Origin of the sequence: Amycolatopsis cynarae, from assembly GCF_026802195.1 — a bacterium.
GTDB classification, from domain to species: Bacteria; Actinomycetota; Actinomycetes; order Mycobacteriales; family Pseudonocardiaceae; genus Amycolatopsis_E; species Amycolatopsis_E rhizosphaerae.
The window spans coordinates 2,938,978-2,956,206 of record NZ_CP113836.1; the positions used below are offsets into that span (position 1 = coordinate 2,938,978).

17 protein-coding genes and 1 pseudogene are annotated in these 17,229 nt (G+C 66.7%); 10 read left to right on the plus strand and 8 right to left on the minus strand.

Annotation, left to right across the window (positions count from 1 at the left end; all coding sequences use genetic code 11):
* Positions 1-247: 247 nt before the first annotated feature.
* Positions 248-595 carry a hypothetical protein gene (locus ORV05_RS13950; RefSeq protein WP_268758910.1) on the minus strand — a complete coding sequence of 116 codons (348 nt, stop codon included), beginning with the start codon at positions 593-595 and terminating at the stop codon, positions 248-250.
* 407 nt (positions 596-1,002) lie between these two features.
* Positions 1,003-2,034 (minus strand): annotated as a pseudogene (locus ORV05_RS13955) (serine hydrolase domain-containing protein).
* On the opposite strand from ORV05_RS13955, the gene ORV05_RS13960 reads away from it, so the two are divergent.
* On the plus strand, positions 1,964-2,449 hold the full coding sequence (locus tag ORV05_RS13960; protein ID WP_268758911.1) for a type 2 periplasmic-binding domain-containing protein: 486 nt from the start codon (positions 1,964-1,966) through the stop codon (positions 2,447-2,449). The pseudogene ORV05_RS13955 and the gene ORV05_RS13960 sit on opposite strands and share 71 nt — an antisense overlap.
* Before the next feature lie 3 nt (positions 2,450-2,452).
* Here the strand turns inward: ORV05_RS13960 and ORV05_RS13965 are convergent, their stop codons facing one another.
* Together ORV05_RS13965 and ORV05_RS13970 are read right to left on the minus strand one after the other, a co-directional pair.
* Entirely contained in the window at positions 2,453-3,151 is a 699-nt protein-coding gene (locus ORV05_RS13965; protein ID WP_268758912.1) for a GNAT family N-acetyltransferase, read from the minus strand.
* Positions 3,148-4,191 (minus strand): LLM class flavin-dependent oxidoreductase, encoded by a 1,044-nt coding sequence (locus tag ORV05_RS13970; protein ID WP_407652756.1) that lies wholly within the window; start codon positions 4,189-4,191, stop codon positions 3,148-3,150. Before ORV05_RS13970 ends, ORV05_RS13965 begins: the two co-directional genes overlap by 4 nt.
* Positions 4,192-4,584: 393 nt before the next feature.
* Between ORV05_RS13970 and ORV05_RS13975 the strand changes: the two genes are divergently transcribed.
* Both ORV05_RS13975 and ORV05_RS13980 read left to right on the plus strand, forming a co-directional pair.
* Entirely contained in the window at positions 4,585-4,740 is a 156-nt protein-coding gene (locus ORV05_RS13975) for a hypothetical protein (protein WP_268758914.1), read from the plus strand.
* Positions 4,741-5,398: 658 nt separating this feature from the next.
* Positions 5,399-5,629, plus strand: coding sequence for a pentapeptide repeat-containing protein (locus ORV05_RS13980; protein WP_268758915.1), 231 nt, complete (start codon positions 5,399-5,401; stop codon positions 5,627-5,629).
* Between the two features lie 437 nt (positions 5,630-6,066).
* Here the strand turns inward: ORV05_RS13980 and ORV05_RS13990 are convergent, their stop codons facing one another.
* Positions 6,067-6,447: a winged helix-turn-helix transcriptional regulator gene (locus tag ORV05_RS13990; RefSeq protein ID WP_268758916.1), complete on the minus strand. Its 381-nt coding sequence runs from the start codon at positions 6,445-6,447 to the stop codon at positions 6,067-6,069.
* Positions 6,448-6,554: 107 nt separating this feature from the next.
* Here ORV05_RS13990 and ORV05_RS13995 point away from each other — a divergent pair, with 107 nt between their 5' ends.
* The 4 genes from ORV05_RS13995 to ORV05_RS14010 all read left to right on the plus strand — a co-directional run bounded on the left by ORV05_RS13995 (position 6,555) and on the right by ORV05_RS14010 (position 10,304).
* Positions 6,555-7,391 carry an enoyl-CoA hydratase/isomerase family protein gene (locus ORV05_RS13995; RefSeq protein WP_268758917.1) on the plus strand — a complete coding sequence of 279 codons (837 nt, stop codon included), beginning with the start codon at positions 6,555-6,557 and terminating at the stop codon, positions 7,389-7,391.
* Between the two features lie 54 nt (positions 7,392-7,445).
* A complete protein-coding gene (locus ORV05_RS14000; protein WP_268758918.1) occupies positions 7,446-8,432 on the plus strand; it encodes an NADPH:quinone reductase in 987 nt (328 codons plus the stop codon).
* A gap of 363 nt (positions 8,433-8,795) precedes the next feature.
* Positions 8,796-9,566: an NADPH-dependent F420 reductase gene (locus tag ORV05_RS14005; RefSeq protein WP_268758919.1), complete on the plus strand. Its 771-nt coding sequence runs from the start codon at positions 8,796-8,798 to the stop codon at positions 9,564-9,566.
* A 465-nt stretch (positions 9,567-10,031) separates the two neighbouring features.
* Entirely contained in the window at positions 10,032-10,304 is a 273-nt protein-coding gene (locus tag ORV05_RS14010) for an MFS transporter (protein ID WP_268758920.1), read from the plus strand.
* 145 nt (positions 10,305-10,449) lie between these two features.
* Here ORV05_RS14010 and ORV05_RS14015 read toward each other — a convergent pair whose 3' ends face one another.
* From ORV05_RS14015 to ORV05_RS14025, 3 genes are all read right to left on the minus strand, one after another.
* Entirely contained in the window at positions 10,450-11,316 is an 867-nt protein-coding gene (locus tag ORV05_RS14015) for a pentapeptide repeat-containing protein (protein ID WP_268758921.1), read from the minus strand.
* 1,116 nt (positions 11,317-12,432) lie between these two features.
* On the minus strand, positions 12,433-13,230 hold the full coding sequence (locus tag ORV05_RS14020) for a phosphotransferase family protein (protein WP_268758922.1): 798 nt from the start codon (positions 13,228-13,230) through the stop codon (positions 12,433-12,435).
* A gap of 127 nt (positions 13,231-13,357) precedes the next feature.
* The gene (locus ORV05_RS14025) at positions 13,358-13,807 is read right to left on the minus strand and encodes an NUDIX hydrolase (protein ID WP_268758923.1); all 450 of its coding nucleotides are present in this window, start codon (positions 13,805-13,807) and stop codon (positions 13,358-13,360) included.
* Between the two features lie 613 nt (positions 13,808-14,420).
* On the opposite strand from ORV05_RS14025, the gene ORV05_RS14030 reads away from it, so the two are divergent.
* The 3 genes from ORV05_RS14030 to ORV05_RS14040 all read left to right on the plus strand — a co-directional run bounded on the left by ORV05_RS14030 (position 14,421) and on the right by ORV05_RS14040 (position 16,959).
* The gene (locus ORV05_RS14030) at positions 14,421-15,599 is read left to right on the plus strand and encodes a hypothetical protein (protein ID WP_268758924.1); all 1,179 of its coding nucleotides are present in this window, start codon (positions 14,421-14,423) and stop codon (positions 15,597-15,599) included.
* A 48-nt stretch (positions 15,600-15,647) separates the two neighbouring features.
* A complete protein-coding gene (locus ORV05_RS14035; RefSeq protein WP_268758925.1) occupies positions 15,648-16,220 on the plus strand; it encodes a hypothetical protein in 573 nt (190 codons plus the stop codon).
* A gap of 121 nt (positions 16,221-16,341) precedes the next feature.
* Positions 16,342-16,959, plus strand: a complete 618-nt coding sequence (locus tag ORV05_RS14040; RefSeq protein WP_268758926.1) for a hypothetical protein — start codon at positions 16,342-16,344, stop codon at positions 16,957-16,959.
* Positions 16,960-17,229 lie beyond the last annotated feature (270 nt).

Sequence of the window (17,229 nt, forward strand, 5' to 3'; positions counted from 1 at the left end):
GCGAATGCGCGCGTGTACCGCTTGACGCGGACGCGACGCGCACCGCCGGCGAGACGGCCCGGACGGTCGCTACGCCGAGGGACAACGACCGGCAACAACGGCTCAATCCGCGCCCACAGCGCGTCAGACACGATCCACGGCGGCTGCTGCCCCTTCCTCACGGACCTGATCGACAACCCCGATGATCAACCTATTCCAAGATCAATATTGTTAGGAGTTCCAACGACCTTCTCGCCCCGCATGGTGGTCAACTCGCTTCCTCGCAGTTCCGCCCGTAGCGCATGCTTCGTAAGCTGAGGGACTCGTAGTTCGCCGGCCCGTCCTCGGCGATCGGCAACCGGCATCCCGCGCAGTGCTGAAGGCCGGTGGCGAGTCTCGCGCAGATCGTGCCCAAATTGACGTCGCTGAGTTCGTCGGTGATTTCCCGCCCCACGAGGACCGTTCGGCGATCCGGGACCCGTTCACCCGCGCTGACTTCGGGCACCGCGTCGATCGCCATTCGGCGGGCGTGCAGCACGCTCAGCACCTCCTGCGGTATGTCGTCCGGCATAGCGACCTGGCTCGGATCGTCGCCGGCTTCCATCGCGATGGCCATACTGATGAGGTGCAAGAGGCTTTACGACATCGGTTCCTCGCGTACTCCTTTCGATCCCGCTCGCCGGACCCGCGCCATCTGGCAGTACTGGCACATCCCGGCTTTGTCAGGGCTGCTCCCAGCCTCCCCGGCATCTCCCGGATCAGCCTGCCCTCAGCTCCTGCCGGGCAGCTGCGACGACCCGACGGTGGCGGTCTCTCACCTCCACTCAAACCACAGCGCCTCGCGGCGCACGAAATCCGTGCTGAACGCGCTCGCCACCACCTTCGGCGACCGCTGGCCGACCGCCGAAACCTACTGATCAACAACGCTGGAAACACCGTTGCTGAGACCGGCCCGGCCTTGAGGGAAGCTCACCCATCGCACTACTGACGGCCGGAAGACTGGTCTCCTTTCGTTGGCACTGATCAGGGTCGGGTGTCCAGGACACGGTAGATGGCCGTGGCGTAGGCGGCGGCGCGGGGCGAGCCGAGGATGTCGTCCCCCATGTTGTTCATCACGTAGCTGATCGTGACGTGCCGGTCGAGATCCATGATCGCCATCGATCCGCCCCAGCCGCCCCAGAACGCGATGCGCCCCTGCGGGATCCACGGGAGGCTCCGCCGATCGGCCAGCGCGTACCCGATGCCCCACCTCACGTGCAGTCCGTTGACCAGGTCCGTGCCGTTGGTCTGCTCGTCGAAGATGAGTCCGATGGTGCGGGGTTTGAGGAGCTGCCCGGCGGCGGAGGCGCCGGAACGGGCGATGGGCGCCAGGATTTCGTTCAGGGACAAGGCGTTGCCGTGCCCGTTGGCCGCCCCCAGTTCGGCCGCACGCCATGAGGCGGTGTTGGCGGCGGCCGCGCTGAACGCGGGACCGGTGAAAGTCCTGTACGCGACCGCGTCCGGATCCAGCGTCGACGGCGCAAAATCGATCGCGGGCACGAGGACGTCGGCCACCCGGTCGGCATCCGCCTCACGCAGTCCGATGTGGAAATCGGCGCCCAGGGGTGCCGCGATGTGCCGGTGCACGAATTCCCGCAGCGACAGACCGGTCAGGCGGTGCACGAGTTCGCCGACCAGATGCCCGTAGTTGAGTACCTGATAACCGGACGCGGAGCCGGGGCGCCACCAGGGCGCCTGGGCGGCCATCCGCGCGGCCGCGGCGCGCACGTCGTACAGATCCTCGAGCCGAGCGGGGTGGTCCAAACCGGACACGCCCGAGCTGTGTGACGACAGGTGCCGCACCTACACCTGATCCTTGCCGCGCGCGGCGAATTCCGGCCAGTAGCGGGCGACCGGCGCGTGCACGTCCAGTTCACCGGCATCGACGAGGAACAGCGCGGCCAGACTGGTCACGGTCTTCGTGATCGACCAGACATTTGTGATCGTGTCGCGGCGCCAAGTCCGGGTGCGTGCCGCATCGCGATCCGGCAGGACGGTTGCCGTCGACACCGGCACCAATCAGGAGAAGATCCTGCTGGAGTGGCAGAACAAGCTGCGAGCCGAAGGCAAGAACCTCGAGGTCCGCAACTTCGCGAACAAGAACAGCACCTACCTCGCGCTGGCGTCCGGCCGGATCGACGCCTACTTCTCGCCCAACCCCGGCATCGCGTACCACGTCACACAAACGGCGAAAACCCCGAACCCGACCCGAAAGGCCGGAGCGTACTCCGGCGCCGGTGCCACCCTGCAGGGCCTGATCGCCGCGACCACCAAGAAGGACGACGGAGTGGTCCAGCCGCTCACGGACGCCATCAACTACCTCATCCACCACGGCCAGTACACCCAGTGGCTGGCGGCATGGAACCTCAGCGAGGAAGCGGTACAGACCTCTCTGGTCAACCCGCCCGGTCTCCCGGCGAACAACTCCTGACAGTCAGTACAGTATGGATTCCGCGCGGGTGGGCACCCGGACGGTGGCGAATGCCGTTCGTTCCCGCAGCCGGAAACCCAGCGACTCGTAGAGCCGGATCGCGTTGGTGTTGGCCGCCGCGGCATGCAGGAACGGGACCTCGCCCCGCTCCCGGATCCCGGCCGCGACGGCCAGCACCAGCCGCGACGCCAGCCCCTGACCACGGAACGCCGCGTCGGTGCACACCGCGCTGATCTCGGTCCAGCCCGGCGGGTGCAGCCGCTCCCCGGCCATCGCGATCAGCACACCGCCGCGGCGGATCCCCAGGTATGTGCCCATCTCGACGGTGCGCGGCCGGAACGGGCCCGGCCTGGTCCGCTCGACCAGCGAGAGCATCTCCGGCACATCGGCCGCGGTCAACCGGACCGCTTCCGGATCGGACGCCGCGACAACCCCGGCACCGACCATCTGCACACCGGGAATCCGGTCCACCAACTCCCAGCCCGGGGGCGGGGTGAGACCGCGCGCCACCGGAACCGTCGCCCCAGGACCGGCGAGCGCGGCGATGTCCGCCCACACCCGCTCGTCCGCGTCCGGCGACACCGCAAGGAAGGGCGACACATCCACCGGGTAGCGCGCCGCCTGGCCCCGGCGTTCGGCGAAGTGCGCGTGCGGCCCGGTCAGGGCCGCCCAAGCCGGATTGTCCAACACAGACACGGTCATGCCTTCCACTCCGGACCGGGAATGTCCCACCTCAGCACGGGCGCGACGTCGCCCTGGAACAGTTCGAGGGCTTCGCGATGCTGCCTTTCGGTCAGCCCGTCGCCGTCGGCGTGCAGGTGCAGCACCTGGTGCCCGAACCGTTCGTGGTAGCGGTGCACCTTGTCGATGATCTGCTGCGGGCTACCGATCAACGCCGAACTGCGCTCGACGAAATCCTCGAACGTGGGGAAGACGACCTCCAACCCGAGCGAACGCTGCAACGCCAGCCGCCCCTCGAAGATCGGCCGGTACACCTCCAGGGCCTCCTGTGAGGTCTTGGCGGCGTAGAACCCGGCCGTACCCGCGCCCACGATCGCCGTGGCCGGGTCACGCCCGTAGAATTCCCACCGCTGCCGGTAGTAGCGGATCAACTCGGCATACGGGTCGATCGGGTTCGTCACGTTCGCCGAGAACAGCGGATCACCCCATTTCGCGGCCAGATCCACTGATTCGCGGCTGGTCGCGCTGCCGTGCCACACCCGGATCGGCTGCTGCAATGGTCGCGGCCACGTCTCGGCTTCGGTCAGCGACGGCCGGAACCTACCGGACCAGGTGACCTTGTCCTCGCGCCACAGCCGCCGGAACAACTCGTACGCCTCGATATTGCGCGCCCACTGGTTCTCGGGCGTGACGTGGAACAACTCGCGCTGCGCGGCCCCGTTGCCCTTGCCGATGATCAGCTCCAGCCGCCCGCCCGAGAGGTGATCCAACGTCGCGTAGTCCTCGAACGCCCGCACCGGATCCAGCAGGCTCAAGGTCGTCACCGCGGTAAACAACCGGATCCTCGACGTACGGGCCGCGATATGACTCAACACCACCGGTGGCGAGGAGGACAGGAACGGACGTTCGTGCCGCTCCCCAACCCCGTACCCGTCGAACCCGAGTTCCTCGGCGAGCACGGCGTTGTCCACCACCTGCCGGAACCGCTCGGTCGTTGACGGGCGGACCCTGGTCACGGGATCAGGGGCGTGCGTGATCAGTGTGATGAGCAGGAACTTCACCATTGCCTCCCTCGGCTCGTGTTGATCAACGTCCCGGCCGTCGCCGCGATTTCACCTCCCAGCTTGTGAGAAAAGCCAGCCGGGCAGACGACAACGGTGAGGCGCTCGGGGTGGCCTTGAGGGCAAGATCATGTAGTTAGGGGGCGGGTGGGGTTGTCAAGTGGTGTGGTGGGGGCTGTGTCGCGCTTGAGATAGGACAGCGGAGTTCCGGTAGAAAGGCTTGTCTTCCACAACCAGCCTTGACTTGCGCTGTTTCCGGTTCCGAAGAGCTCCACGTAGGTGTGTGCCTCCTCGGCGGTGCTCATCGCGGCCAGAGGGTAGGACCTCTAAGGCAGATGGCAGATTGTCCGACTATGAGTTCAGCACCCGCCGTCGTGTCCGCACTCTGGCGCGATGGTCGGTGTCGGTGTCGGTGTCGGTGTCGGTGTCGGTGTCGGTGTCGGTGGCGTCACCCATGGCGGCGAGGCGCGGTTGCTGGTCACCATGAATCTGCCAGCATCCGACGTCCGGGAGGCGGACGGCCGAACCGGCCCGGTATTACCGCGCTGAGCAAAGCCTTGGTCGAGGCGATCGAGGCCTTGATCGACTGGTATGCGGGCAGGATCGGATTCGGTCGACGTTGCTTACGCACCGTTCCTGTTCACCGGAATGCTGGTTTGTTTGGGTGGTTTTCGGCTCTTCTGGTGCCGGTGGTGGTGCCTGGTGCGGTCTCGTTGCGTTGGCGAGCGCGCGGGAGGAGATTCCGGTGGCGGGGTTGAGTGGTGTGGACTTTGCGGCGGCGGTTGCTGATCGGCGTCGTGGCTCTCGATCGGGATCGCGTACGGGGGCTGCTGGTAGGTTGCGGTTTGCGTTTTATGGGCGGATGTCGACGAGTGAGTTTCAGGACGTGGCCACGTCGCGGGCTTGGCAGCGGGCGGTGTCGGAGGAGTTGGTCGAGACCACGGGGACCATCGTGATGGGTTCTTTGACGATGGCTGCTCTCGGCGGTGGTCATGGCGGGACAGGCCTGCTGCCTCGGCCCTGTTGGCGGCGGCGAAGCAGTCGAACCGTGGGTTCGATGCGGTGGTGGTCGGGGAGTACGAGCGGGCGTTCTCTGGGGATCAGTTCGCTGAGACTTAGTCCATGGTCCATTGCGGGAGGTGTTTCTGCGACTTTTGGAAGCGTTGCTCTTCAGGGTGTCGACCTGTCCAGCTCATTGCTGTAGAATATGAGTGCGCAGAATGCAATATTCTCAGGTGCAACCTTGGCTGGGGCTACCCTTCCCAGGGCAAATTTAAACGACGCCGATTTGCGCGGGGCGATCTTCTATATTGAAAACATTGACGATCGTATCCCAATTAAAGTTTCCTTCGAGCTGACCAAGGAGCAAATTGAATCTGCGCTTATTGACGACTGCGCGATACTTCCGCCCGAACTTGACAAGGTCGTGAGTTATTGATAGAGGTCGAATAATTTCCAATGGTCCTTGATTTGGTTTTCCTGCGCAAACTGGATGGGACTGCGAAAAGGTCTATTCTGGCGTGAGTTCGAGCTGTGCTTCAATGGCTGTGCCGCTCATCGGTGGACAACACGTAGGTTCCTTTGGATCGCACCGTTCGGACCAGCCCGCGCAGCTCCAGTAGGTCCCTGGCGTGTCGAGCCGTGCCGCGCGAGACGCCATACTCGCTCGCGCGGAAGCGGGCGCGAGGACCTGGCGGTCGCCGATTCTTCGGTCGCTCGTGTCGACGCAGACGCTGCGTACGAGACGCAGCAACAGCCCGACGTCTCCCGCCATGGCTGTCACCGCACTGATCGTGCGTGAAACGGCTACAGCGGCGCCGCGCGTGGTTGCGTTCCGCCTCGACGGGCTCCGAGCCGGGGCACCGGTTTCCTGGGTCAGTGGGCTGATGACCGCTCGTCGTACTCGTGTTGCGCGGCGATGACCTCGCCGCTGTGCTCGATCGTCCACCTGTGCAGGCAGATGAACGGTCCGCGGAAAGACTCGCCCAAGGGCGTGAGGGAATACTCGACGCCGATCGGCGAGGTCTCGAGCACCCGGCGCCGGATCAGGCCGTTGCGTTCCAGCCGACGCAGCGTCTGGGTCAGTACCCGCTGCGTCACGCCGTCCAGTTGCCGCTTGATCTCGTTGAACCGGGTCGGCTCTTCCAGAACCTGCATCGCCATCATCGACCACTTGTCAGCGACCTGATCGAGGATCGGGCGACTCGGGCAGTCGGCGCTGAACCGCGGAGCCTCGGCGGGTGGGGTGGTGTCCATCAGGATCCTTAGTGCTCGGAAAGTGCGTTATTGATTCATTCGAGGCGCGTGGACCAGGGTAGGTATACATCGCAAACCTACCAGCTCGTCGACAACCTAGGGGAACCGTGAACCTCGACACGTACACGGCACTTGATGTCAATATCGACGCAGGGGTGGCATGGATCACCCTGAACAACCCGCCCGTCAACGTCCTCAGCGGGACCTTGATCCGCGAACTGCACGAGGTGCTCGACACGTTGCGCGACGACCGCTCGGTCCGCGTCATCGTCTTCTCAAGCGCCAACCCGGAGTTTTTCCTCGCTCACGTCGATATCCACATCCTCGACCAGATGGATGAACTACGCGAGATCGCCGACCGGAACCCGGACGCCAACCTGTTCCAAGGGGTCGGCGAGCTACTGCGCCACCAACCTCAGGTCACGATCGTCAAGCTCGACGGCAAGGCTCGTGCCGGCGGCGCCGAGTTGGTCGCGGCGGTCGACCTGACCTTCGCCGCGAGGGAAACCGCAGGTCTCGGCCAGACCGAGGTGCTGATGGGCATTGTTCCAGGTGGCGGGGGAACGCAGTACCTGCGCGAACGGGTCGGGCGCAACCGCGCTCTCGAACTGCTGCTCACCGCTGACCTGGTGGACGCCGATACCGCCGCCGCTTATGGCTGGATCAACCGCGCCGTTCCCGCGGCCGAGCTCGACGCGGTCGTCCGTGAGGTGGCGCAGAAGATCGCCGCGCTCTCGCCGGAACTCATCGCCGCAGCGAAAAGGCTGGTCCCCCCGGCGGATCTGGCCGACGGTTTGAAGGCGGAGCACGCCGCATGGGCCGAATTGGTGAGCGGGAGCCTGCCCGCGCAGCTCATGTCGCTGGCCTTGGAGCACGGCGTGCAGACACCGGAGGGTGAGCGCGACCTGGAGTCGGTCATGCGCGACGTCGCAGCCACTCTCTAGCGCCAGGTCTGCAAACCCGGCGCCCACATCAGAACCATTTGGAGAATACGGACGATGAAGGCAGCTTTCTTCAACGCAAACGGCCCCGCGAAGACCGTGCTGCAGGTGCTCGATGTCGCGCGACCGGAACCCGGCCCCGGCCAGGTGCGCGTTCGCGTCGCGCTTTCCGCGATCAACCCCGGTGACATGTGGATGAGGACGAACTCATCACCAGAGGACTTCGGGCCTGTCGGGGAGCGCAATGGCCGCATCCCGCATCAGGACGGCACAGGCGTGATCGATGCGGTCGGCGCGGGTGTCGACGCGAGCCGGCTCGGCGAACGCGTGTGGATCTGGATGGCCGGTTCCGGCACGCCGTGGGGGACCGCCGCCCAATGGACCGTGGTGCCTTCCGAACAAGCGGTCCGGCTGCCGGAAGGGACGTCCGACGAACTGGGCGCCAGTTTGGGCATTCCGGCGATGACCGCGCATTGGTGCCTGTACGCCGACGGCTCGCCGAAGGGCCGCACGGTGCTCGTCGCGGCCGGAGCGGGCGCCGTCGGCCACTACGCGATCGAACTCGGCAAGATCGCCGGCGCGCGGATCGTGACCACCGTCAGCGGACCGGAGAAGGCGGCGCTCGCCCGCGCCGCCGGTGCGGACCTCGTCGTGAACTACCGCGACGCCGACGCCGCGCGGCAGATTCTCGACGCGACCGGTCCCGTCGACCGGATCATCGAGGTCGCGCTGACCGACAACCTGGAGCTTGACCTGGCAGTCGCCGCTGCAGGGGCGACGATCGTGACTTACGCGGCACAACCGGTGGACCCAACGCTGCCGGTGTTCCGGCTGATGTGGCCGAACCTTGTACTGAGGTTCGCGCTGTTCCTCACCGAACCGCGGGACGCACTCCTGCACGCGGCTACGGAAATCACCTCGGCGCTGGAGCGGAACCTGCTCTCTCCTCTGCCGGTCCACTCCTTCGGCCTGGACGACGTGGCGGCCGCGCACGAAGCAGTCGAGAACGGTATCACCGGCAAGGTCGTACTCGACTTGCGCTGACGAATACGCCTGCGTATCCAGACGCCCGAGTGCAGTCCGCGGCCGCTCCGCTGCCGGGCATCCGGTGTCGTGGTCGGTCGGTCGCCCATGGTTCCAGTGTGAGTCCGGCCGCCGGAGACAGAGACACCGCAGCGGATCAAGGCGGCCAGAGCGTATCGCGCACCACCTGAAGCCCCGTCTCTCTTCGGAGAGGCGGGGCCTCAGTCGTCAGATGATGACAACGCCGCCGGGAATCGCTGCCACCGCTCCTCGATCGCATCGCGGATCTTCATCTTCTGCCCCAGCCGCGCGCGACATCGTTTGTCCCGTGCCGAAGAGCCGCTGGAACGCGCGCCCGCGGCAAACAGCCCCTCAGCACGTCGAGTGTCCGGCACGGCAAGCCGGAGTCGCACAGGGAGTCAGCCCACCCGCAAGCTCAGCGCGGCCGGCCACGCCGTGCAGGTGGCGAACACGCGCGGACCGGCGAGTATGAGCGAGCTGGCGGCTGAGTCGGGTGCCGTCGCGGTCACCCTCGACGAGGTCGCCCGCGACGTCGACGCGCTCATCACGTCCATTCCGTTCAGCCGCGTGCCGGACCTTCGGCCGATCATCGGTCATCTCGCCGACGACATCCCGGTGGCCGACACGTCCAACTACTATCCACACCGCGATGGCCGTATCCGCGAAATCGATGACGGCAAACCCGAAGGTGCCTGGGTCGAGCAGAAGCTCGGCCGCCCGGTCGTCCGCGCCTGGAACTCACTTGTCGAGACAACTCTGGCCGGCCAGGGCCGGCCGAAGGGTGCTGCGGGGCGGCTCGCTGTACCCGTCACCGGCAGCCGTGCCGCCGACAAGCAGCTTGTGATGGGACTGGTCGACGACACCGGGTTCGATCTTGTCGACGCGGGCAGCGCCGAGGACAGCTGGCGCATCCAGATGGCGACGCCGGCCTGCTGCACCATGTTGAACGCCGAACAGCTTCGCGCGGCGCTGGCGATCGCCGAGCACGACGCGGCGAGGGTGCGGCGCGAGGCGATCCTGGCTATTGTCGGCACCTGGGAGCCGGACGAGGCATTCCTGCCGGATGTCGTGGCGCTCAACCGCGCCGTGGCGAGACTGCACCGGCTTTCGACCGGCCCGGGTAACCCGGCTTGAGAGGGTGCCGCTTCAGCGCCGGTCGGTGAGTACCGACCGGCAGGGGACGGCGTCCAGCAACGCCTGGGTGTACTCGTGCGGGGCGATGCGTGGCGCCGAGAGCACGGTCCTGCGGCGCGGCGTCGTCCGCTCATCGGCTACCTGTTGAATGGCGGTACGACCGATGCCGGGCCAGGCTTGGCCGAGTTGTTCGGCGGGTGGTGCTCTCAGCCGCTGCCCACCACGTTCTCGGGTGTGGCTCTTCCCTGGCGTGCCCCCGTCGAACACCGCGACGGGGTATGGCTCAAGTGCTGGCAGGAGGACGAATGCAACAGGAACCAGCCCACGACGGACTCCGCCAGAGTGATGCCGGATCCTCCCACTGCCGTGCCCGACGCTGTCTACCCAGAGCCATGGCGGTTCGGTTGCCTTGATGCAGCGGTCGCGGGTTGACCCATCGGAGGCATTTCCACCACGCTGGGCTTGGTGCTGGCCGCGAACCGGGTGCCGATCGCGGTGCTGGTGCTTTTCGGTGGGGCGCTGGGGGACCGCCGGGATCGCCGGGCGGTGATGGTGGGCACGGATGTGCTGCGCTTGCTGGTCCAGGCCGCCACGGGCGTGCTGCTGGTCACCGGGCACGCCGGGCTGGTGTCGCTGCTGGTGCTGCAAGCGCTTGCCGGGGCGGGAACCGCCCTTTTCGTGCCCGCCGCGGCCGGGCTGGTGCCCTTGGGCCGGATGATGACCAGGACGCCGGGGTAGGTGCCGGTAACCACCTCACCGATGACCTGCTCAGTCAGGGAACCGGTGGAGGTGAGGAAACCCGGTGCGCCGCTGTAGGTGGCGGCGACGGAGTGGCTGCCCGGGGTGGTGTATGTGGCGGTACAGGCCGCCGTACCCGCAGACGTCAACGACACCCCACCCCCCTCTCGTCTCGTGGGGTGCAGGTGAGGGAAGTGCCGCTGAGGTCGGCGCCAGTGAAGTCGGCGCCGGTGAGGTCGGCGCCAGTGAAATGGGCGCCAGTGAGATTGGCGCCGTTGAAGAAGGCAGCGAGGAGGTGGGCGCCGTTGAAGTAGGCATTACGGAGGTCGTCGCCAGTGAAGTCGGCGACCATGAGGTCAGCGCCACTGAAATAGGCGCCAGCGAGATTGGCGCCCTTAAAGAAGGCATTACGGAGGTCGGCGTCGTTGAGGACGGCGCCGGTGAGGTCGGCGCCTCGGAAGCTGGCACCGCGGAGGCCGCCGCCTGGGAGGTAGGCGCCGCGGAGGTCGGCGTTGTCGAAGCTGGTGGCCTCGAGGTTGGCCTCGCCGAGGTAGGCGCCGCGGAGGTCGGCACCGGCGAGGTAGGCGTCTGGGAGGTGGGCGCGTTTGAGGTCGACCTGCGCCAAGCAGACGTTACTCAAGTCGATGCGGGGATCGTTGTCTCGCGGGTTTCGGTGGGTGACAACAGTGAGTGCGGCCTGCACATCGGCGGTGGGCGGTTGGTTCGGGCACCTGCCCTGTGGGTCACGCTTGGTTGTTTCGCGCACGAAGGCGGTCAGCACGTTGACCATGGCGGGCTGATCGTCGGGGGAATCGCGGGCGATGCGTTCCAGTGCGTAGATGCCGCCGAGGCGGACGTCGAGATTGTCCCGTGTGCCAAGCTGCTCGATGGCTTTACTGAACCGTTCGGTGAGCTGCTGCTGCCGAAGGTTCTCGGCTTGCGCCTCGGTGGCCTTCAGCGTGGCTTCCGCGTTTTTGGCCTGCGGAATGGCGAAGACCAAACTGACCAGCACCGCCCCGAGCGTGAGGACCTGAGTGAGGTCAAAACGGTGCCGGGGTGAGGCTGCTGTCCCAGACGCCGAGGAAGTCGCAGCGGCCCGAGGGCGGGTCCTGGTTCGCGTTCGGTGTCGGATACGGCCGAGCCCGGCAGGCACCTTTCGGCCAGTGGTGGGGCCAGCCGGGCGGCGGATTCCCCGCATGCTTGGTCGCGAATACTGTCCAACGCGTCGGCGCCCACCGTTATGACGACCACCATTCATGATTCCCACGGTGCCATAGTCGGCACCTCTCGTGGCCCGATTCCGGAACAGTGAACCAACGTGGGCTGGCTCCGCCCGCGCACGAGGGGGATGACGCCCGAGGGCCGTGGCCCAGCGCACGGGAGGGTGTCGGACCTTTCCTGCGCCCGTGGACATCGGCGAACACGCCCGCACGCCCCGTCGACACCACCACGTCGCGAGCCACAGTTCCTGGGCCGCGGAACAGTGGACCAGATCATCGCGTGAACAACCATCCCCGTTCGAGGACCAGCACCGTGAACCAGTGACCTCGCCATCGGTCGCCGGCCCTGCACAGACGGATCGCTCATCCAGTCCCCCGGCACGGGCTGCGGTCGTGTCGAGGGGGTGGGTGTCACCCACCCGCTCTTCGCCTAAGGGCTGTATGAGGCCATGGCGTTGTTGACCAGTCGGGTCACGCAGCGGCGACTGGGCCACCTACGCCGCCGAGATCAGCCGCCGCAACCTTGTCCAGGAGTGCTGAATGGCATCCCACCGCCACCTCACCCACGCTGCCGCGATCCTGCTGGTCCACGGCGGGCTGTGGGGCGACATGAATGCCGACCAATTCTGGGCGTCGCCCGGGATCACTCGGGGCTTGCGTCAGGCAGGCTTCAACGTGCTGGCGCCCGACCGCATCCAGCGGCCGCCACGCTGGTCTGCCGAGGCCGAGCACCTGGCCGCTGCAGGGCCCGAACAATCGGTCACTGTGGCGGCCGGGTCGAACGGCTGCTCGGCCGCCGTCCGCTTGGCGCTGGCCTTCCCGCACCTCGTCGAGAAATTGTTGCTGGCCTGGCCTGCCACTGCCGGAGACCCAGCCGTGGACTCCCGCACTAGAGGCAGCCTGGCCGCTTATGGCGCCTCGGACCAGATCATCTGCGCGCTGCTGGACGGCCGCACGCTGCGAGGCGAGCCTGTGGCCGCGCCGGTGGTCCCGTCAGGGAAGAGCCCTGGGAGTGAGGCAGCGGTGAGGGCCGCCCACTGTGCATCGGTTCCGTATCCGGTGACGAAGTCGTGGTAGTCGGCACTGGTCAAGCGTGCGAAATCGGTGTAGTCCACGGCTATGGGGATCAGGTCCCAGTCTGGATGGCCCCGCGAGACGTGGTCGAGATCGAGCAGGATCGGCGGGCAGGACTCCGGGACGGCGACGTTGCCCTGCCAAGCATCTCCATGGATCACCCGCTCCGTCGCATCCCGCGGCAGGTTGTGGAGCTGGGCACGCAGATCGCTCGCGTGGTGCGTGAGCCAGGACCGGTCCTCATCGGGCAGGTGATGGGCTGCACTGATGCGCTCGTCCAGTCCGGCGAAGGGATCGAACTCGGGCAACTCCGGCCGTACCGGCGGTGTCAGCGTGTGCAGCAACCGCAGCACCCCGCCCAGTTCCCTGGGCGTGGCGGGCCGATGGGGCGGCAGCAACTCCCACCAGGTCACTGGCCGATCCTCGACCATGGTCGGCTGCGGCACTCCTGACAGCGCTCTGACCACGGGAATACCCTGCGACGAGAGCCATTGAGCCACCTCGACCTGCCGCACCGCCGAGGCGCGGCTGCCGTCGGGGCCGATCCGGGCGACGATCCCGCCCGTTAGCCGGTACATGACGTTGGCCCCATCGCGGATCAATTCCGCACCCTCGGCATCGACCCCCGCCACACCGGCTGCGACGGTAAAACCTCATCGGCTTGCCGGTGGGGTGTCGTCACGGTGCTGATCGTGTCAGATCGTCGCGAACCGCAGGTCGGCCTCGGTGCGGGCCTTTGCGGCGGTGTGCCGGCGGGACTTAACGGACGGTGGTGTCCCAGCCGAGCAGGTCGAAGGTGCTGCCTTTGCGGTAGCCGTGGAGGCCGGCGGCAGGGTATTCGATCAGGTTGTCGGGTAGTTCGTCGAGGGGGAACCAGGCCAGGCCGGAGCATTTGTCGGGCTCGCGGTTGAGGGGTTCGCCTTCCCAGTGGCGGGTTTCGAAGAACAGTCCGAGTCGTGGTTCGGGGCCGGAGCCGTTGACGTGCAGGGTGTGGACGTGCCGCAGGGCGGCGGGGGCGATGAGCACGCCGACTTCTTCCTCGGCTTCTCGTGCCGCGGCGTCGAGGACGGATTCTCCGGCGTCGAGTTTGCCTGAGGGCAGGTGCCATAGTCCGTCGAAGCGGGGGTTGGGGTCGCGTCTGCGGGTGAGCAGTACCTGCTCGTCGCGGGTGAGGATGACGTGGACGTCGATCAGGTGGCGGTCGGCCATCAGCGCTGCCCCTCGCAAGCACGATCGGCGGGAAGTGTCCCGGTGGTCTGGACTCGCGGGACTCTACGCCGCCCGTCATTGTGGCGGTGGGAGGGCCGCGAGCTGGGCGATTCGGCTGGTCAGCAATGTAACCACCTGGTCGGTCGGGGTGTGGGTGGTGTCGAGGGAGAGCACGGGGTAGCCGTGGTCGGTGAGTCGGGCGATGGTGTCGCGGTAGAGATCGGCTTCCCGTCGAGAGGTCCGCGGTCCGGCTTCAAAGCGGCTGTGCGCACCTCGTCGTGCGATGCGGGTGGCGGCCACTTGTAACTGTCCGAATAAAGTTGTGCTCTGCGTTCGCGCTGCGGATCACGACCGGTTGCCAGTGAGCAGCGAAGCCTTCCGGCCGATGGCCTCGGTCGGAAGGCTTCGCTGCGTGGGGTGGAGTTTGTATCTTGTCCGGTGTCCTGCCTTCCGTAGTGGGGGAGAGGCCTGAACGCCATCAGTTTCTGGTGTGCTGCTGGTGGGTTTGATCGGGTAATGCGAGTGGATGGGGTTCTGCGGTGAGGGTGGCGAGTGCGGTGGCGACTTCTTGGACGGTGGCGCGGATGTAGGTGGTCGTGGTTCCGGCGTCACTGTGACGGAGGCGCGGCAGCACGCCGACGACGCCAGGGCTTCCGCCGACCAGGCCGACCTGGCCGCTTCGCGGGCGGCCCAGTCGGCCGAGACCGCCAAGTGGGCCGCGTCGAACGCGCAGGCGGCGGCGCAGGCCGCGCAGCGGTCGTCGGCACAGGCGTCGCAGTCGGCCGCACTGGCCAACGAGTACGCCGCGCAGGCCCGTGCGGCGGCTGTTCAGGCGCAAGCCGCCGCCGACGCGGCGGGCAAGGACGTGGCCGAGGCCAGCCAGGCGGCCGCCAACGCCTACAACGCGGTCAACGTCAAGCAGGCCGAGGAGAACGCCAAGCAGCAGGTCCTGGACATGCGCGGCACCGTCCAGCAGGTCCGGGACGCGGTCGCGCAAGCCATCGCGGACCACCCGGAGCTGCAGGCCCTCAAGGACGCCGCCGACCAGTTGCTGGCGATGATCGACACCATGGCCGGCGCCACGCTCGACTACGTGCGCGACCACGCGGGCGAGTTGATGGCGCTGATCCAGCATCTGGCCGAGACCGCGGGGGGAGTCGGCGCCGCGCTCGGTGGCGCCGCGATCTCCGGGGGCGCGATCACGGCCTGCGCCGCGGAGGTCGGCGGGGGTGCGGCGGTCGGTGCCGGCGGCGGCGCGCTCTTCCTCGGTATCGGTGCGGTGCCCGGCGGCATCGGCGGCGCGATCGTCGGTGCCATCGCGTGCGTGTTCACCTCGGGGCCCGCAGTCTACGCAGGCATCACCGAGATGATCGGCGGCCTGGCCATGGCCCAGCAGGGCATGCAGGGCATGGCCGACGACATCAACAAACTCTCCGAGAACGCCGGGAACAAACTCGGTGACGAGAGGGAACAGAAGGTCGCGGACCTGGTGGGCGGCAGGCGCACCAAGGAGCTCACCAACAACGGTCAGGACTTTAGGATTAAAATGCCGGGCGTTAACAGTACCGGTGTGGACGTGTTCGGGCCGAACGGCGAATACATCGCGGTCGGCGGGCCCGGCAAGGCACTGGATTCAAGCGATCTGGGCACTCGGATGAAGATTCTCAAGTATGGCGCCGACCGGGACGGCGTGCGGGCCCTCGCGTACTTTGAGGAGGGCACTCCGCAGTCGGCGCTCGACTTGGCCAAGAAGTGGCTGGGTGACGACAGTGTGTTTCTCTTTCCGAAGTAGGTAATTATGTCATACGGGTTTGTGCGGTTGTATCGGCGGGACTGGTCGATGGAGCAGGTGCTGCGGCGGGTGGATTCGCTGGCGGCGAGCGGGATGGTGCTGGGTTATCCGCCTACTGGCCGGATTACCGCGCTCAGCAGGGAGTGGGAGACCGCCGGTGAGCAGATCGAGATGACCCGGGACGGTCTGCTTGCGGCTATGGCCGGGTTGGGGAAGGAGCCGTTCAGCTTCCAGTACTGGCTGACCGACACCGAGGATGAGGCCAGCGTTATCTGCCTGCTGAGCCAGGTCGGCGCTGATGTGGTTGTCGAGGACTACAGTCTGGATGGTTTCGGTGGCCCGGTTTACAGGCTTGGACAGAACACGGTGATCCGCCGGATATTGGCCGAGTTCCGGGCGACGCCGTCCGCAGTCGGCCTGATCGTCGACCGGTGGGGGGAGTCGAAGGAGACCGACCTGGATGACATCGTGACCGGCGGGCCCACACCGGTCACCATCGTGCCTGAATTGCTGGTGTTGCGGCCTGAGGTTGCCCGCCTGCACCCGGAGTTGCCGGCACTGGTTCCCTTCGACGGTTTCCTCGCCTGCGATACCGACGGAATCCTCGCCCTGGCAGGGTGACCGACTGCCATCGGAACTCGTGCTCGGCCCCGAACCGACAGCCCGTGCTTCCTTTGGCGCTTGACCTCGCCAGAAGCGGCTTGGCGACGGCAATGTTGTTCTCTTTCCGAAGTAGGTAGGGATGACAGACGGGTTTGTGCGGTTGTATCGGCGGGAGTGGACGCCGGAGCAGGTGTTGCGGCGGGTGGATTCGCTGGCGGCGAGCGGGATGGTGCTGGGCTATCCCCCTACTGGTCGGATCACGGCGATCAGCGGGGAGTGGGAGACCATGGGCGAGCAGGTCGAGATGACCCGAGAGGGCGTGCTCGCTGCCATGGCTGGGTTGGGGGAGAAGCAGTTCACCTTCCAGTACTGGCTCACTGACACCGAGGAGGAGGCCAGCGTCATCTGCACTCTGAGCCGAGTCGGTGCTGACGTGGTTGTCAAGGACTACAGTCTGGATGGTTTTGGTGGCCCGGTTTACCGGCTTGGGCAGAACACGGTGATTCGGCGGATATTGGCCGAGTTCCGGGCGACCGGGCAGGCGGCGGTCGGCCTGGTCGTCGGCCGGTGGGGGCCGTCGAAGGACACCGATCTGGATGACATCGTGACCGGCGGGCCCACACCGGTGACCATTGTGCCGGAACTGCTGGTGCTGCGGCCCGAGATTGCCCGCCGCCATCCGGAACTGCGGCCACTGGTCCCCTTCGGCGGTTTCCTCGCCTACGATACCGACGAAATCCTCGCGCTGGCACCGTGACCGACCGCCATCGGAACTCGTTCTCGGCCTGAACCGGGTAGCCGGTACTGGGCGGGATGCTCCTGGCACAGGGCGAGCGTGTCCTCCCGGCCGTGTGGGTGGTGTCAGCGCCACACGGACCTTCTGCGCCGCTGAAGTTCTCCGGGCCGATCCGGGCAACAATGCCGGACGCCTGCCGGGGAGATGACGTTGGCTCCGTCAATGATCATTGCCGCGCCCTTGGCATCGACCCCGCCACACTGTGCCTGCGATGGCTCGGACGTCATCGTT